Genomic DNA, 15,332 nt, shown 5'->3' with positions numbered 1-15,332 from the left:
GCATTCCACATCCCTGAGCCTTCACCTCTGCCGGGAGTCCGCGCGGCATGATGACGATCTACACCGTGCGCGACGGCCGGACGGTCCGGCACGAGGGCATCCCCGAGCCGGAGGCGCTGCGCCAGGCGGTCTGGATCGACCTGCTGTCTCCCAGCCGGGAGGAGGAGCGGGCGGTGCAGGATGCGTTGTCGCTGGAGATGCCGACGCGCGAGGAGATGCAGGAGATCGAGAGTTCCTCCCGCCTGTACCGCGAGGAGGATACGCTGTTCCTCACCGCGCCCTTCCTGTACGGCGTGGATGAAGGGGAGTTCGGCTCCACCGCCATCACCTTCGTGATCAATGCCCGCTGCCTAATCACGGTTCGCTATGCCACGCCCAAGGCGTTCAGCGCCTTCGCCTCCCGCGCGCTGCGAATGCCGGGGCTGCTGACCAGCCCCGATGGCACCATGCTGGCCCAGTTCGAGCAGGTCGTGGACCGGCTGGCCGATGTGCTGGAGCGGGTCGGCGCCGACATGGACCGCGCCAGCCGCTCCGCTTTCAGCAGCGCCCGCTCGCAGCCCAAGGTGAAGGTCAAGGCGCGGGACGCCCAGATGAAGGACGTGCTGATCGCGCTTGGTCAAGTGGGTGAGGTGACCAGCCGCGCCAACGAGACGCTGCTCGGCCTCACGCGCATCCTCACCTATGTCAGCGCGGAGAAGGATTTTTTTGTCCGCAAGGAAAACAAGGTCACCATCAAGACGCTGATGCGCGACGTCCGCTCGCTGGTGGAACATGCGGCCTTTCTCAACAACAAGGCCAACTTCCTGCTCGACGCGGTGCTCGGCATCATCAACATCGACCAGAACGGCATCATCAAGACCTTCACGGTGGCCAGCGTGGCGCTGATGCCGCCGACCCTGGTGGCCAGCATCTACGGCATGAATTTCGAGCTTATGCCGGAGCTGCAATGGCGCTTCGGCTACCCCGCGGCGCTGCTGGTGATGGTGATCAGCGCGGTGCTGCCGATCCTGTACTTCAAGCGCAAGGGCTGGCTGTAGGCTGTCCGCCGGACGTCCAAGCTTGACACCGGACGGTGGCGGGCCTGCGATCCCGCGCATGGCCTTCCGACTCTTCGAGCGCTTCATCGACCCCGTGGCGCCGCCCGGCGTTCCCGCCAGCCGTGCCTTCGGCGTGCCGGTGCCCGAGGCACCGCCGCCAGACGGCCTGCTGGCTTTCTACTGGTACTTCATCCGCCAGGCGCGGGCGCTGTTCGGGCTGCTGTTCCTGGCGGGGCTGGCCGTCGCTTTGCTGGATGGCATGATCCCCGTGATCATCGGCCGGCTGGTGTCGCTGCTGTCGGAACACGCCCCCGGCACGCTGTTCAGCGAGCGCTGGCCGCTGCTGCTCGGCATGGCCGCGGCGGTGCTGGTGCTGCGGCCGCTGGCCGTTCTGTCGCAGAACCTGGTCGGGCAGCAGGCGATCAATGCCACCGTCACCTCGCTGATCCGCTGGCAGAGCCACTGGCACGTGGTGCGGCAGGGCTGGGCATTCTTCCAGGAGGATTTCGCCGGGCGCATCGCCACCCGCGTGATGCAGGCGGGGCCGGCGCTGCGCGAGAGCATGGTGCAGTCGATCAACGCCGTCTGGTACATCCTGGTCTACGGCACCGGCGCGGTGATCTACCTGTCCGCCGCCGACCCTCGCCTGGCGCTGCCGATCCTGGTCTGGTTCGCCTGCTATTGCGCGCTGCTGCGCTTCATCGTGCCCCGCCTGCGGGATCGCGCCCGTGCCGCTTCCGAGCAGCGCAGCCTGCTGACCGGGCGCATCGTCGACAGCTACACCAACATCCTGACGCTGAAGCTGTTCTCCCGCGCCGAGCAGGAGGACGCGTTCGTGCGCGAGGGTCTGCTCGGCCTGACCAGCGCCTTCCAGCGCCAGATGCGCATGATCACGCTCAACGCGCTGCTGCTGTCCTCGCTGAACGCGGTGATGCTGGTATCCATGGCGACGCTGTCCCTGTGGCTTTGGAACAGCGGCCGCATCGAGGTCGGAATCGTCGCCACGGCATTGCCGATGGCGTTCCAGATGGCCAACATCTCCGGCTGGGTGGCGTTCAACGTCGCGTCCATCTTCGAGAACATCGGCGTGGTGCAGGAAGCCACGCGCTCCATCGCCGTGCCGCCCACCGCGCCCGATCCTGCCGGCGCGGAGCCGTTGCGGGTGACGCGCGGCGCGGTGCGCTTCGAGCATGTCAGCTTCGCCTATGCCGGCGGCCGCGGTGTGCTGCAGGATTTCGATCTCGACATCCGGCCGGGCGAGCGGGTCGGGCTCGTCGGCCAGTCCGGCGCCGGCAAGACCACCGCCACCAACCTGCTGCTGCGCTTCTTTACCCCGCAATCCGGCCGCATCCTGGTGGATGGACAGGACATCGCCACCGTCACCCAGGAAAGCCTGCGCGGCGCCATCGGCGTGGTGACGCAGGACACCGCGCTGCTGCATCGCTCGGTGGGCGACAACATCCGCTATGGCCGCCCGGACGCGAGCGAGGCGGACATCCTGGCCGCGGCGCGCCAGGCCGAAGCAGAGGATTTCATCGCCGAGCTGCGCGACTGGCGCGGCCGCAGCGGCTTCGACGCGCAAGTGGGAGAGCGCGGCGTGAAGCTGTCGGGCGGGCAGCGGCAGCGCATCGCCATCGCCCGCGTGCTGCTGAAGAACGCGCCGATCCTGGTGCTGGACGAGGCAACCTCGGCGCTGGATTCCGAGGTGGAAGCGGCGATCCAGGGACAACTCGCCCAGCTGATGGCCGGCAAGACGGTGATCGCCATTGCGCACCGCCTTTCCACCCTGGCCAGCATGGACCGCCTCGTGGTGCTGGAGCGCGGCCGCATCGTCGAGCAGGGTACCCATGCCGCGCTGCTGGAACGGGATGGCGTCTACGCGCGGCTGTGGCGCCGGCAATCCGGCGGTTTCCTCGGCGATGGTTGACCGCCGGGCGCATGGGGGCGGATGCTCGGTCGCCCCAGCAGGAGATGCCGCATGCCCGCCACCCATCATGTGAAGGCCACGCCGGAGACGGTTCGCTTTGGTGCCTTTGACGCGCAGTTCGCGCCAGTGCTGACCGTGGCATCCGGCGATGCGGTGGTGCTGCAAAGCGTCTCCGGCCCGGCCGAGATCATGCCGCCGCCCTCCAGCGGCCTCGTCGTGCCGCCCGAGCTGGCAGCGATCCACGAGGCGGTGGCCGCGGGACGCCTGCAGCGCCTCGGGCCCCACATGCTGACCGGCCCCGTGGCGGTGGCGGGGGCGGAGCCGGGCGATGCCCTGCGCATCGACATCGAGGCGGTCGAGCTTGGTGCCGATTGGGGCTATAATCATTTCCGCCCGCTGGTTGGCACGCTGCCGGAGGATTTTCCGTATCGCCGGCTGATCCATATTCCCGTGGACCGCGCCGCCAACACCTGCCGACTGCCCTTTGGTCCGGAACGCGGCCGCGACGGTGAAGCAATGCTGACGCTGCCCTTGTCGCCCTTTTTCGGCGTGATGGGCGTGGCACCGCCGATGGAGTGGGGACAGATCTCCACCAAGGAGCCGCGCGCGCATGGCGGCAACCTGGACAACAAGGAGCTGGTGGCCGGCAGCACGCTGTTTCTGCCCGTGCACACGGCGGGCGCGCTGTTCAGCGCCGGAGATGGGCATGGCGTGCAGGGCGATGGCGAAGTCTGCGTCACGGCGCTGGAGATGTGCCTGACCGGGACGTTTCGCCTGTCGCTGATCAAGGGCGGCGGCGCACGCCAACCCGTGTTGCGCTTTCCGCGCGCCGAAACGCCGACGCATTTCATCAGCATGGGCATCAACGAGGATCTCGGCATGGCGATGAAGCAGGCGCTGCGCGAGATGATCGCGTTCATCGTCGCACATGCGCATCTGTCGGCAGCGGAAGCGTATCAGTTTTGCTCACTGGCCGTGGATTTCCGGGTGACACAGACGGTGAATGGCGAAAAAGGCGTGCATGGCCTATTGCGTAAAGGGTTGCTGTTCTAAGATCCGGCACCACAACCGTAGTGCAGTGACGCGAAGTTTTTCTTCGCTCCATGCGGAGGTTTTCCCTTGCATCACGGTTTTCCACAGCTTTTTCGGAGTCGCGCCAGGACCTGCATCTTGTGCCTATCCCCGCGCATTAACTACCGTATCTGGTATTAAAGGCGGAGACGGGCGATGGACTGGACAGCAGAGGCAATCGAAGCGCTCAGGGCGCTTTGGGCTGAAGGTCATTCAACCGCAGAGATCGGCCGCCGGATGGGCATCTCCAAGAACGCGGTGGTGGGCAAGGCCCATCGGCTGAACCTGCCGGCACGGCCGAGCCCCATTCGCCGCGAGGCCGAGGCGGCTTCCGGCGCGAGGCCTGCCGTGACGGCGTCACCCGCAGCAACCGCCAAGGAAGCACTTCCGGTCCCCGCGGCCCGCCCGGCCGCGCCGGTCATGCCTGTGGCCACGCTGGCGCCTGCCAGCAAGCCGATCGCCTCCGCCGCGTCCCTGGCCGCGGCGCGTCCGCCGACACCGCCTCGCCGCGCACCGCAACCCACCGCGGTGGTGCGCCCGTTCCAGCGGATGGGCGGACGATCCTGCTGTTGGCCGATCGGCGAGCCGGGAACCCCCGAGTTCCGCTTCTGCACCGCCGAGGCCATCAGCGGGAAGCCTTACTGCCCGGAACACGCTTCCATCGCCTATGTGAAGGCGCGGGACCGTCGCGACGACGCCGCCTGACATCTGCCGCTTTTCATGCGGCCTTCGCGGGGCGCTTCCTTTCGGAAGCGCCCCGTCGGTTTTCGGGGCTTAGAGAGGGGCGGCGGCGTGACGGCGGCCGATCAGCCGCCGGCGCAGCTGGCCTGAAACCAGATCGATCGCCGCGACGGTCACGACCATCAGCAGGATGATGAAGGCGACCTCATCCCAGTGGCGCACCTTGATGCGTTCCGCGATCTGCAGCCCGATGCCGCCGGCACCAACTACGCCGAGGATGGCGGCGGAGCGCGTGTTGCTTTCAAAAAAATACAGCGCCTGGGCGATCATCACCGGCAGCACCTGCGGCAGGATGCCGTAGCGGATCGCCTGCAGCCGACTGCCGCCCGAGGCCAGGATACCTTCCGCCTGCCGCTTGTCGGCGTTCTCGATCGCCTCGGCATACAGCTTCGCCAGCACGGCGAGGTCGCTGGTGATGATGGCGAGCACGCCGGCCAACGGACCGAGGCCCACCGCGCGAACATAGGCCAAGGCCCAGATCAGCTGGTCGACGCCGCGGATGCCATCGAACAATCGCCGCACGGAGAAGCGCAGCAGCGTCACCGTCAGGATGTTGCGCGCACCCAGGAAGCTGAGCGGCACGGCGATCAGCGCCGCGATCACGGTTCCCAGGAAAGCCATGGCAACGCTTTCGGCCATGCCCTTCAGGATATCGAACCACAGCTCGCCCGGGCTCGGCGGCACCATCAGCCGTACAATGGTGGCAAGGCCGGACAAGCCGTTCCACAAACGTTGCGGGGTGATGTCGAACAGCCAGAACGACCAGACCAGCCAGGCCAGAAACACCGCGCCGCCCAGCCAGCGCAGCGCGCGCTGCCCCCGCGTCGTGCCAAAGGCCTGCGGGAGGCGGGTGCGCCAGGCGTCGATCGTCGATCCGCTCATCTCAGCGTGCTCCCGCGACATGGGTGATGCGGTGGCGCAGCCGATCGGACACGAGGTCGATCAGCATCACCGCCAGCACGATCAGCAGCACCAGGGCGCTGATCTCCTCGTAGTAATTGAAGGCGATCACCTGATACAGCTCCGCCCCGATGCCGCCGGCACCGACGAAGCCGATGACGCTGGCGCCGCGCACGTTGATCTCGAAACGCAGAAGCGCGTAGCTCAGCAGGTTGGGCGCCACCTGCGGCAGGATGGCGAAGCGGCAGGCCTGTGACCAATTGGCGCCGGAGGCCCGCAGCCCGTCCCAGGGCTGCATCTCGGCGTTCTCCATCACCTCGGAGAACAGCTTGCCGAGCGCGCCGGTGGTGTGGATGGCGATGGCCAGGATGCCCGCCAGCGGGCCGACGCCGAAGGCCCAGACAAAGATCAGGGCGTAGACGATCTCCGGTACGGTGCGGGTCGCTTCCAGCCCGCGCCGCGTCAGCTGGTGCAGCCACGGGGAAGGGGCGAGGTTGCGGGCGGCGGGGAAGGCCAGAAGCAGCCCGACCGCCGCGCCGCTCAGCGTCGCCAGCGCCGCCATCTGTGCTGTTTGGAACAACAGCAGCAGCCAGGAATCCAGCCGGTAGAACCAGAAGGCGAGGCTACCCTCGCTGTCCGCGCCGGCGAAAAGCTGGGCCCATTGCAGCGAAGGCAGGATGCGGCCGAAATACTCGCCGATGCGCGGCGCCCCCGCGAGCAGAGCCGCCGGGCTGAACTCGCTGACCCATCCCGCCAGCACCAGACAGCCCAGCAGAAGGACCAGGCCCAGCAATCCGGCATTGCGCCGCTGACGGAGCAGCGCCTGGTAGGCGGCCTCGCCCTGTGCGACGGCGGAACTCATCGCAATGGCCTGCATGCGTTATCCGCGGCGGCGCCGGGCCACCGCCTCCTCTCGTCTGAGGTCAATAAAGATCTGGTAGTCGGCGTGCCGCGGCTGATCTGGCGGACGATGCCCGGATGCGCCTGCGGCGGCGCCAGGAAGAACTGCTTCAGGACTGTCTTCATCGCGGCGCTCGGGCCTGGGCTTGGGCCTGGGTCAACGGCGGCAGGCCTGCAGCGGCGAGCGCCGGAAAAAGGCGGCGGTGGAGCGGCGTGTGCTCGGTCTCGACCGCGCGGCGTGCGATGAGTGCAGGCGTAAGGCGGAGAAAAGGGCCGGGGGAAGGTTCCCCCGACCCTCGGCCGCCGGACTCAGGACCGGCGGCGGCGCTCGGCGGCTTCCTCGCGGCGCAGCTGCACGATCGGCGCGAACATGTCGTGCGTCACCTCGGCATAGCCCTGGCCGCCGCCACGCTCGATCTGCTCGTAGATGGCCTTGTGCGCCGTGGGAAGCGCCAGGTGGAACTGCCGGAAATCCGCCTTGAAGCCGGCGGGCAGATCGCTGCGCACCACCAGCGGCCCGTTGGGGATCGGGCGAGACTTCCAGATGATGCGCATGTCATCCATGTTGAGCATGCCCTTCTCCACCATGGAGCGCAGATTGCCGCGGGTGAAGCCCTGCGCCTCGTCGCCCTGCCCGGAGGCCCAGGTCACGGCGCCATCGTACTGCTTCTGCTGCACGGCGACGACCGCCTGCTCATGCCCGCCGGCGAAGCCGGTGCGGGAGAAGTAGCTGTTGATGTCGATGTTCTGGCCGCGCAGCTCGGAACGCGGGATCAGGTAGCCCGAGGTGGAGTTCGGATCGGCCCAGGCCAGGGACTTGCCCTTCATCTGCTCCAGGCTGGTGATGCCGCTGTCCTTGCGGACGATCATCACGGAGATGTAGGCGATGGAGCCGTCCTGCTCGCGCGGCACCACCAGCGGCTCGACGCCGCCATTGGTGTCGAGCCAGGTGCCGGCATAGCCCGACGCGCCCATGGAGGAGCACTCGATCTGCTTTGCCGCGAAGGCCTGCATCACGCCGGCATAGTCGGCCGCCGGGTACAGGCGCGTCGGCACCTGGAAGGTTTCCTCGATCAGCTTGCGGTAATTGTCCCAGCGGCCGAGCCGATCGGCCTCGTTCTCGCCGCCGAGCAGGCCGACGCGGATCTGCGGCACCTCGCTCGCCCAGGGGCGCTTGCCGGCGGCCGGCATGGTGGCGGAAGGCTGCTGGGCGCGCAGGACGGCAGGCAGCATCAGGGATCCGGCCGCAAAGGCGGCCAGGGAACGGCGGGTGATCATCGGGTTCTCTCCTGGAGGACGCCCAGGGCGGGCGCCGTTCGGGCTTCAGGCGGTCAGGGCAGGCTGCCTCGCGGCGCGGGCGGGCTGCGGCGGCGGTGCTTCGGCCGCGACCGAAGGCTCGGCGGCCGCCATGCTGTCGAACTCTTCCTCCGACACGCCGTAGATCTCTCGCACCCGGGCCCCGGTCAGGGCGGCGGGCGCGCCGTCGAACATCACGCGCCCGGCCTGCATAGCGACGATGCGGTCGCAATAATGGCGGGCGGTGTCGAGGTGGTGCAGGTTGCAGAGGATGGTCAGGCCGTCTCGCCGGTTCACATCGCGCAGCGCTTCCATCACGGTGCGAGCGTTGGCGGGGTCGAGGCTGGCGATCGGCTCATCGGCCAGGATGATGCGCGGCTGCTGCAGCAGGGCGCGGGCGATGGCGACGCGCTGCTGCTGGCCGCCGGACAGGGTATCGGCGCGCTGCAGCGCCTGGTCGGCGAGGCCGAGCCGCTCCAGCGCCTCCAGCGCCATGGCGCGCTCGGCCGCGGGGAAGCGCTTGAACAGGGTCCCCAGCGTGCCGCCGAAGCCCGGATGGTGGTTCAGCCGCCCGACCAGCACGTTGGTCAATACGTCGAGGCGCGGCACCAGGTTGAACTGCTGGAAGATCATGCCGCAGGCGGTGCGCCAGTCGCGCAGGGCCTGGCCGCGCAGCGCGGTGACATCGGCGCCATCATGCAGGATGCGGCCGGAGGACGGATCGGTCAGCCGGTTGATCATGCGCAGCAGGGTGGATTTGCCAGCGCCGGAGCGGCCGATCACGCCCACCATCTGCCCGGCCGGAATGGCCAGGCCGACGCCATCCACGGCGGTGGTGGCGCCGAAGCGGCGGGTGAGGTTCTCCAGCTGAAGCATATGCTTCCCTTTTCCGTCCACCGTGCGCCACCTTTCGGCCCGTCCGGCTGCGGCGCGTATAGAGCACCTCCGTGACGCTCCGATGACGGCGGGGTGACAAGCCTGTTGAAGCTGGCGGTCCGTCAGCGGCCGAGCAGCACCAGCACCACCCCCAGCACCACGATCAGCGCGCCGGCGATCTCCGCCGGCTTCGGCCGTTCCTTCAGGTAGAAGTGGCTGAACAGCAGCGTGAACAGGATCTCCGTCTGGCCGAGCGCCCGCACCAGCGCCACCGGGGCGAGGGCGAAGCCGGTGAACCAGCAGGCCGAGCCGCAGGCGGAGAGCGCCCCGACGGGCAGGCTGTTGCGCCAGGTGGCGAACACGGCGCGGAACTGGTCCGGCTCCCTCCAGGCCAGCCAGCCGCCCTGCATCAGGGTCTGCAGCGTATTGATCGCCACCAGCGACACCAGTGCGCGCAGCACCGGGTCGGGATGTTCCAGCGCCAGATTGGCCGATTTGATCAGGATGGCCGAAAGCGCGAAGCCCAACCCGGCCCCGAGGCCGTAGAGCGCCGCCGGCTGCGCCGCGGCGCGCAGCAGCCCGCCGACGCCTTCCTGCTTCCCCGCCACCGAAAGATAGAGCACCCCCGCGACGCCGATGGCGATGCCGGTCCAGGCCAGCGGCGAGAGTTGCTCGCCCAGCAGGATCAGCGCCAGAACGGCGCCCTGCACCGCTTCGGTCTTGGCATAGGCGGTGCCGACGGCGAAACCGCGCGCGCCGAACGCCATGATCAGCAGGTTGGTGCCCAGGATCTGCGCCAGCCCGCCGGCGATGCAGAACGCCAGAAACAGCAGGCCCGCGCCCGGCAACGCCCATTGCCCGGTCGCGGCGGCATAGGTTCCGAGCAGCAGCAGGCCGAACGGCACGCCGTAGAGGTAGCGCACCACGCCGGCGCCATTGACCGAAAGCTGGCCGCGCAGCTTCTGCTGCATGGCGGTGCGCCAGGTCTGGAACAGGGCGGCGGCGAGGGTAACGGCGATCCAGAGCGGCATGGTCAGGTGTCTCAGCCTTGGCCGAAGGAGGTGGGCCAGGCTTCAGCCCATGGTTCGTAGCCCCGCAGGCCGGCGGCATGGTGGGTCTGCCTGACGGCGTGGGCGCCGGGCCGCCCGGGCAGCATCCCGGCTCGGGTGGCGCGGCGACCTTCCACCGGAAGCTCAGACGGGCGCGCCGGGGCGGGGTCGGGCAGGCGTTCGGCTGGGGTCATGCGACTCCGCGGCAGTGGAAGGGCTGCGGCTGCCGCCATTTCCCCTCGGTGGCCATGGCTGATAGGTGGAGCGGGATTGTCGGAGGAGGCTCGCATGCGTTCAAGCTCGATCTCGGCCTGGCTGGCCGGCGCCCTGGTCTGCGCCAGTCTTCTGCCGGCCGCATCGCGGGCCCAGGATAGTGGCACGGTGCTGATGCTGTCGGAAACCGCGGAGGTGGAGCGCACGCCGCAAGAAGTCAGCGCCACCTTGCGGGCGGAGGCGCGGGGTGCCGATTCGCGCACCGTGCAGGCCCAGGTGAACAGCCGCATGACGGCGGCGCTGGCGGCGGCCCGCGCAGTGCAGGGGGTGCAGGCCAGCACCGGCGGCTACTGGACCACGCGGCAGGAGAAGGAGCGCACCTGGCTCGCCAGCCAGAGCCTGACCCTGCGCGGCACCGAGCCCGGCCCGCTGCTGGAGCTGGCCGGTGCGCTCCAGGGGCAGGGGCTGGTGATGGACGGCATGGGCTGGTCCCTGTCCCGCACGCAGCGGCTGGAAGCGCGCCAGGAAGCCGGGCGGCTGGCGGTGGAAGCGCTGCGGGCGCGGGCCGAGGCGGTGGCGCAACAACTGGGCCTGCAGGTCGCGGAACTGCGCGAGCTGCGCCTGGACGCGCCAGATAATGGCACGCCACGCTTCCGCGCCGCGCCGATGATGGCGGCTCGGGCCGAGGCCGCGCCGCCGCCGGTTTCGGCGCCGCAGCCTGAAATGGTGAGCGCTACGGCCGAAGCCTCCTTTCTGCTGCGCCGCTGAGTTCACGCCGGCGGCGGATTGCCACCCGCCGCCAGCCTGCCAAGATGCCGCCACATGTCCGCCACCCTCATCGGCATCGCACTGCAACTGGTCGCCATCGCCTTGTTCGTGGCCATGGACACTATCGTGAAGGTGCTGACGGCCAGTTTCCCCGTGCCGCAACTGATGTTCGCGCGTTTCGCCGTTCACGTGATGCTGGTGGCGCTGTTGCTGCGGCTGTTCACCGGCCGGCTGCCCTGGCGCAGCCGAGCACCCTGGCTGCAGGCAGTCCGCAGCCTGTGCCTCTGCTGCGCCAACCTGCTGTTCTCCCTGGCACTGGCCAGGGTGTCCCTGTCGGATGCAACGACGGTGAACTTCGCCTCACCCTTGTTCACCGTGGCCATGGCGTCGCTGTGGCTGGGCGAGTCGGTGGGCGCGCGCCGTTGGCTCGGCGTCGGCATCGGCCTGGTGGGCGTCGCCGTGGCGCTGCGGCCGCCCTTTCTGACCGGAGGCGAGGCACCGCACTGGGCCATCATGCTGCCGCTCGGCACCGCATTTTTCTACGCGGTGTACCAGATCCTGACGCGGCGACTGGCGCGGGTGGACGAACCCAACACCACCATTCTGCACACCGGCATCGCCGCGGCGCTGGCCACGGCACTCGCACAACCTTTCGTGTGGCAGGCGCCAGCCAGCGGATGGGGCTGGGCCGGGCTGCTGGTGATCGGCGCGCTGGGCGCGATCGGGCACGGCTTCCTGGTGCTGGCCTTTGCCCGCGCACCGGCCAGCGTGCTGGCACCCATGACGTATTCGCAACTGATCTGGGCGATGCTCGCTTCCTTCCTGGTGTTCGGCCACGCCCCGGATCGCTTCACCTGGATCGGCGCTGCCATCATCACCCTGGGCGGGGTGCTGGTGGCGCTGCCCCAGCGCCAGCGTGGCAACGGGAATCTCGTGGAGCGGGGCTGAACGGTTGCGGCGCAACAGTCAGGCGCTTGCGCCAAAGGCGGGGAGCGGGTAGCGGAATGCGGGCGCGAGGACAGGGAATGGCCACAACACTCGGAACACCGCGCGATCAGGCGGTTGATCAGGCGCTGCGGGATCACCCGCGCGCGGCTCTGGATGCGGAATCGGTGCGGGATGCGTATCGTCGCTGGGCGGGCGTTTATGACGCCCTGTTCGGTGGCGTGTCGTCGCCCGGTCGCCGCCGTGCGGTGGCAACGGTGAACCGGCTGCCCGGCAACCGCGTGCTGGAGGTGGGCGTCGGCACGGGCCTCGCCCTGCCGCGCTACCGCCGCGAAAAGAATGTCACCGGTATCGACCTGTCGCGTGAGATGCTGCTGAAGGCGCGCGAGCGCGTGGAGCAGGAGCAGCTGTCGCATGTCGACGGGCTGCTGGAGATGGATGCGGAGTCGATGGCCTTTGCCGACGGCTCCTTCGACATCGCCGTGGCCATGTTCACTGCCAGCGTGGTGCCCGATGCCAAGCGGTTGCTGACGGAAATGCAGCGGGTGGTGCGTCCCGGCGGCCACCTGCTGTTCGTGAACCACTTCGCCGCCGAAGGTGGGCCTCGCTGGTGGGTGGAGCGGACCATGGCGCCCTTGTCGCGCGTGCTGGGCTGGCATCCAGATTTTGCCTTCAGTGACCTGTTCGACAGCCGCACCATCGAGGTGGAGGCCATCCAGCCCTGCCCGCCGGCCGGGCTGTTCACGCTGGTACACCTGCGCAATGCCGTGCCGAACCTGCTGGCTGTTCCGGAGCAGGCAGCCGCCTGATCCGGCGGAGCCGCCTGAAGGGCGGGATCATCCATCCAGGGTCTCAATCGGGGCCGCCGTCCCTTGTGCGGCAATGCACCACGCGACTATGGTCGTGCACAGGACTCCATCGGCCGGGCTGGCCGAGGAGGAGGGTTGAAGGGCAGGCCGCGCGGTGCGGCCCGCCTGGACCGAATCGGCGCACCAGCGCCGGCATCCGGACCCGGTCCGGGTGACAGAATGATGAGCGGACGGGATAGGGAATGCGGCGGAAGACGGTTTCGCGCTTCGCAGGTTTGCTGGCCACCCTCGCGGTGGCCGTGGCCTCTTTGATGCAGGGGGCGTCCGCTCTGGCTCAGCCGGCGGCTGCCGAGGGTGGCCCTGCCATGGTGGGAGCGCCACATAATTGGGGCGTGAACCTGCAGCCCGCCGCCGGGCCGATCAAGGAAGCCATCCACGACTTCAACAGCCTCGTGCTGTGGCTGATGGTCATCATCACGGCGTTCGTGGGCATCCTGCTGGTCTGGGTGGTTTACCGGTTCCGGGCCTCGGCCAATCCGGTGCCGTCGCGCACCAGCCACAACACGGTGCTGGAAATCGCCTGGACGGTGATCCCGGTTCTGATCCTGCTGGTGATCGCCATCCCGTCCTTCCGGCTGATCTATTACGAAGATCGCGCGCCGGATCCGGCCCTGACGGTGAACGTCACGGGGCGGCAGTGGTACTGGCACTATGCCTATCCTGAGCAGGGCAACTTCGCCTTCGACAGCTATCCCGTGCAGGAGGCCGACCTCAAGCCCGACCAGTTGCGCAACCTGGCGGTCGACGAGCCAATGGTGATCCCGGTGGGGCAGGACATCCGCATCATCACCACTGGGCAGGACGTGATTCACAGCTTTTTCGTGCCCAGCCTGGGCGTGCAGAAATACACCATTCCCGGCCGCACGCTGGAGACCTGGATGCGGGCCGACCGCGTCGGCACCTTCTATGGCCAGTGCAATCAGATCTGCGGCCAGAATCATTGGTTCATGCCGATCGTTGTAAAAGCGGTGCCGCAGGCCGAATTTGACAGCTGGGTGGCCTCAGCCCGCCAGCGCTTCTCGGCGGAAGGCCCGGCCACCCCGGCGCCGACGCCGACCAAGGTGGCGGACGCCGCTGCGGCAGTGGCCCGGTAAGCGGCGGACTCGGGGACGACAAAAGAGCGGGACGGACGGACAACAATGGCGACCGCGTCAGACACGCATCACACTCACGATCATCATGATCACACGCCGGGCTTCGTGGCGCGCTGGTTCTTCAGCACCAACCACAAAGACATCGGCATTCTCTACCTGATCTTCGCCGTTGCCGCGGCGCTGGTCGGTGTCGGGCTGTCGCTGCTGATGCGGCTGGAATTGGCCAGCCCCGGCCTGCAGTATTTCGCCGACGGTCAGGCCTGGAACGTGGCCGTCACTGCGCATGGCGTGGTGATGGTGTTCTTCGTCATCATGCCGGCGCTGATCGGCGGCTTCGGCAATTATTTCGTGCCGATCATGATCGGTGCGCCGGACATGGCATTCCCGCGCCTCAACAACATCTCCTTCTGGCTGCTGGTGCCGGCGCTGATCCTGGCCGTGGGCAGCCTGTTCGTCGGCGGTGCGGGCACGGGCTGGACGCTTTATCCGCCGCTGTCGAACAGCACCTATCAGTCCGGCATGGGCGTCGACATGGCGCTGTTCGCGCTGCACTTGGCGGGTGCGAGCTCGATCCTCGGCGCGGCGAACTTCATCACCACCATCTTCAACATGCGTGCCCCGGGCATGACGCTGCACAAGATGCCGCTGTTCGTGTGGGGCATGCTGGTGACCGCCTTCCTGCTGCTGCTGTCCGTGCCCGTCCTGGGCGGCGCGATCACCATGCTGATCACCGACCGCAACTTCGGCACGGCCTTCTTCGATCCGGCCGGTGGTGGTGATCCGGTGCTGTTCCAGCACTTGTTCTGGTTCTTCGGCCATCCCGAAGTCTACATCATGATCCTGCCGGGCTTCGGCATCATCTCCCACGTGCTGTCCACCTTCAGCCGCAAGCCGATCTTCGGCTATCTCGGCATGGCCTACGCCATGGTGGCGATCGGCGTGGTCGGCTTCGTGGTCTGGGCGCACCACATGTTCACCTCCGGCATCTCGGTGGACACGCGGGCCTACTTCATGGCGGCGACCATGGTCATCGCGGTGCCGACCGGCATCAAGATCTTCTCCTGGATCGCGACCATGTGGGGCGGCTCCATCCGCTTCACGACGCCCATGCTGTTCGCCATCGGCTTCGTCTTCCTGTTCACCGTCGGCGGCGTGTCGGGCGTGAAGCTGGCCAATGCCAGCGTCGACGTGATCCTGCACAACACCTACTATGTGGTGGCGCACTTCCACTACGTGCTGTCACTCGGCGCCGTGTTCTCGATCTATGCCGGTTTCTACTACTGGATCGGCAAGATGAGTGGGAAGCAGTATCCGGAGTTCTGGGGCCAGATCCATTTCTGGATGACCTTCATCGGCGTGAACCTGACCTTCTTCCCGATGCACTTCCTGGGTGCCCAGGGCATGCCGCGTCGCTATCCCGACTACCCCGACGCTTTCTCGGGCTGGAACATGGTGGCGAGCGTGGGGGCCTATATCTCGGTGGCGTCCTTCGTGGTGTTCCTGTATGTGTGCTGGCGGACTTTCACCAGCAAGGAAGTGGCTGCGGCCAATCCCTGGGGCGAGGGCGCCACGACGCTGGAATGGCAGGTTTCCTCGCCTCCGCCCTTCCACACCTTCGATGAGCTGCCCCGCATCCGTTGATCCTG

General features: G+C 68.0%; 14 protein-coding genes. 9 read left to right on the top strand and 5 right to left on the bottom strand.

All coding sequences use genetic code 11. The annotated features are described in order from the left end of the window. Positions 1–47: 47 nt before the first annotated feature. The 4 genes from D2K64_RS01755 (at position 48) to D2K64_RS01740 (ending at position 4,740) form a co-directional block, all read left to right on the top strand. Entirely contained in the window at positions 48–1,037 is a 990-nt protein-coding gene (locus D2K64_RS01755; RefSeq protein WP_120006050.1) for a magnesium transporter CorA family protein, read from the top strand. A gap of 58 nt (positions 1,038–1,095) precedes the next feature. After that, entirely contained in the window at positions 1,096–2,964 is a 1,869-nt protein-coding gene (locus D2K64_RS01750; protein WP_120006048.1) for an ABC transporter ATP-binding protein, read from the top strand. A 51-nt stretch (positions 2,965–3,015) separates the two neighbouring features. Next, positions 3,016–4,017: an acetamidase/formamidase family protein gene (locus D2K64_RS01745; RefSeq protein WP_120006046.1), complete on the top strand. Its 1,002-nt coding sequence runs from the start codon at positions 3,016–3,018 to the stop codon at positions 4,015–4,017. A gap of 174 nt (positions 4,018–4,191) precedes the next feature. After that, positions 4,192–4,740, top strand: coding sequence for a GcrA family cell cycle regulator (locus D2K64_RS01740; protein WP_120006044.1), 549 nt, complete (start codon positions 4,192–4,194; stop codon positions 4,738–4,740). 69 nt (positions 4,741–4,809) lie between these two features. Here the strand turns inward: D2K64_RS01740 and phnE (D2K64_RS01735) are convergent, their stop codons facing one another. The 5 genes from phnE (D2K64_RS01735) to D2K64_RS01710 all read right to left on the bottom strand — a co-directional run bounded on the left by phnE (D2K64_RS01735) (position 4,810) and on the right by D2K64_RS01710 (position 9,779). Next, positions 4,810–5,658: a phosphonate ABC transporter, permease protein PhnE gene (gene phnE / locus D2K64_RS01735; RefSeq protein ID WP_238383947.1), complete on the bottom strand. Its 849-nt coding sequence runs from the start codon at positions 5,656–5,658 to the stop codon at positions 4,810–4,812. Position 5,659: 1 nt separating this feature from the next. Continuing rightward, positions 5,660–6,553, bottom strand: a complete 894-nt coding sequence (gene phnE / locus D2K64_RS01730) for a phosphonate ABC transporter, permease protein PhnE (protein ID WP_120006040.1) — start codon at positions 6,551–6,553, stop codon at positions 5,660–5,662. Positions 6,554–6,885: 332 nt separating this feature from the next. Beyond that, positions 6,886–7,854 carry a phosphate/phosphite/phosphonate ABC transporter substrate-binding protein gene (gene phnD, locus D2K64_RS01720; protein ID WP_120006038.1) on the bottom strand — a complete coding sequence of 323 codons (969 nt, stop codon included), beginning with the start codon at positions 7,852–7,854 and terminating at the stop codon, positions 6,886–6,888. A 45-nt stretch (positions 7,855–7,899) separates the two neighbouring features. Next, positions 7,900–8,748 (bottom strand): phosphonate ABC transporter ATP-binding protein, encoded by an 849-nt coding sequence (gene phnC / locus D2K64_RS01715; protein ID WP_120006036.1) that lies wholly within the window; start codon positions 8,746–8,748, stop codon positions 7,900–7,902. Positions 8,749–8,870: 122 nt separating this feature from the next. Continuing rightward, complete coding sequence (locus tag D2K64_RS01710; RefSeq protein ID WP_120006034.1) at positions 8,871–9,779, bottom strand: DMT family transporter; 909 nt, start codon at positions 9,777–9,779, stop codon at positions 8,871–8,873. A 306-nt stretch (positions 9,780–10,085) separates the two neighbouring features. Here D2K64_RS01710 and D2K64_RS01705 point away from each other — a divergent pair, with 306 nt between their 5' ends. The 5 genes from D2K64_RS01705 to ctaD all read left to right on the top strand — a co-directional run bounded on the left by D2K64_RS01705 (position 10,086) and on the right by ctaD (position 15,327). Continuing rightward, positions 10,086–10,778: an SIMPL domain-containing protein gene (locus tag D2K64_RS01705; protein ID WP_157985683.1), complete on the top strand. Its 693-nt coding sequence runs from the start codon at positions 10,086–10,088 to the stop codon at positions 10,776–10,778. Positions 10,779–10,832: 54 nt separating this feature from the next. After that, positions 10,833–11,726 (top strand): DMT family transporter, encoded by an 894-nt coding sequence (locus tag D2K64_RS01700; protein ID WP_120006029.1) that lies wholly within the window; start codon positions 10,833–10,835, stop codon positions 11,724–11,726. A 77-nt stretch (positions 11,727–11,803) separates the two neighbouring features. Then, the gene (locus D2K64_RS01695; RefSeq protein WP_120006027.1) at positions 11,804–12,532 is read left to right on the top strand and encodes a class I SAM-dependent methyltransferase; all 729 of its coding nucleotides are present in this window, start codon (positions 11,804–11,806) and stop codon (positions 12,530–12,532) included. Between the two features lie 242 nt (positions 12,533–12,774). Then, a complete protein-coding gene (gene coxB, locus D2K64_RS01690; protein ID WP_120006025.1) occupies positions 12,775–13,686 on the top strand; it encodes a cytochrome c oxidase subunit II in 912 nt (303 codons plus the stop codon). Positions 13,687–13,731: 45 nt separating this feature from the next. Beyond that, the gene (ctaD, locus tag D2K64_RS01685) at positions 13,732–15,327 is read left to right on the top strand and encodes a cytochrome c oxidase subunit I (RefSeq protein WP_120006023.1); all 1,596 of its coding nucleotides are present in this window, start codon (positions 13,732–13,734) and stop codon (positions 15,325–15,327) included. Positions 15,328–15,332: the final 5 nt, after the last annotated feature.

It is taken from the genome of Teichococcus vastitatis (assembly GCF_003604215.1).
GTDB lineage: Bacteria > Pseudomonadota > Alphaproteobacteria > Acetobacterales > Acetobacteraceae > Pseudoroseomonas > Pseudoroseomonas vastitatis.
Note: the sequence above shows the minus strand (reverse complement) of the source record. Positions and strands in the feature narration are given on the sequence as shown.

Excerpts from the sequence above, each read along its gene's own strand:
- D2K64_RS01755 (WP_120006050.1), top strand. The coding sequence starts at position 48 with ATGATGACGATCTACACCGTGCGCGACGGCCGGACGGTCCGGCACGAG.
- D2K64_RS01750 (WP_120006048.1), top strand. The coding sequence starts at position 1,096 with ATGGCCTTCCGACTCTTCGAGCGCTTCATCGACCCCGTGGCGCCGCCC.
- D2K64_RS01745 (WP_120006046.1), top strand. The coding sequence starts at position 3,016 with ATGCCCGCCACCCATCATGTGAAGGCCACGCCGGAGACGGTTCGCTTT.
- D2K64_RS01740 (WP_120006044.1), top strand. The coding sequence starts at position 4,192 with ATGGACTGGACAGCAGAGGCAATCGAAGCGCTCAGGGCGCTTTGGGCT.
- phnE (WP_238383947.1), bottom strand. The coding sequence starts at position 5,658 with ATGAGCGGATCGACGATCGACGCCTGGCGCACCCGCCTCCCGCAGGCC.
- phnE (WP_120006040.1), bottom strand. The coding sequence starts at position 6,553 with ATGCAGGCCATTGCGATGAGTTCCGCCGTCGCACAGGGCGAGGCCGCC.
- phnD (WP_120006038.1), bottom strand. The coding sequence starts at position 7,854 with ATGATCACCCGCCGTTCCCTGGCCGCCTTTGCGGCCGGATCCCTGATG.
- phnC (WP_120006036.1), bottom strand. The coding sequence starts at position 8,748 with ATGCTTCAGCTGGAGAACCTCACCCGCCGCTTCGGCGCCACCACCGCC.
- D2K64_RS01710 (WP_120006034.1), bottom strand. The coding sequence starts at position 9,779 with ATGCCGCTCTGGATCGCCGTTACCCTCGCCGCCGCCCTGTTCCAGACC.
- D2K64_RS01705 (WP_157985683.1), top strand. The coding sequence starts at position 10,086 with ATGCGTTCAAGCTCGATCTCGGCCTGGCTGGCCGGCGCCCTGGTCTGC.
- D2K64_RS01700 (WP_120006029.1), top strand. The coding sequence starts at position 10,833 with ATGTCCGCCACCCTCATCGGCATCGCACTGCAACTGGTCGCCATCGCC.
- D2K64_RS01695 (WP_120006027.1), top strand. The coding sequence starts at position 11,804 with ATGGCCACAACACTCGGAACACCGCGCGATCAGGCGGTTGATCAGGCG.
- coxB (WP_120006025.1), top strand. The coding sequence starts at position 12,775 with ATGCGGCGGAAGACGGTTTCGCGCTTCGCAGGTTTGCTGGCCACCCTC.
- ctaD (WP_120006023.1), top strand. The coding sequence starts at position 13,732 with ATGGCGACCGCGTCAGACACGCATCACACTCACGATCATCATGATCAC.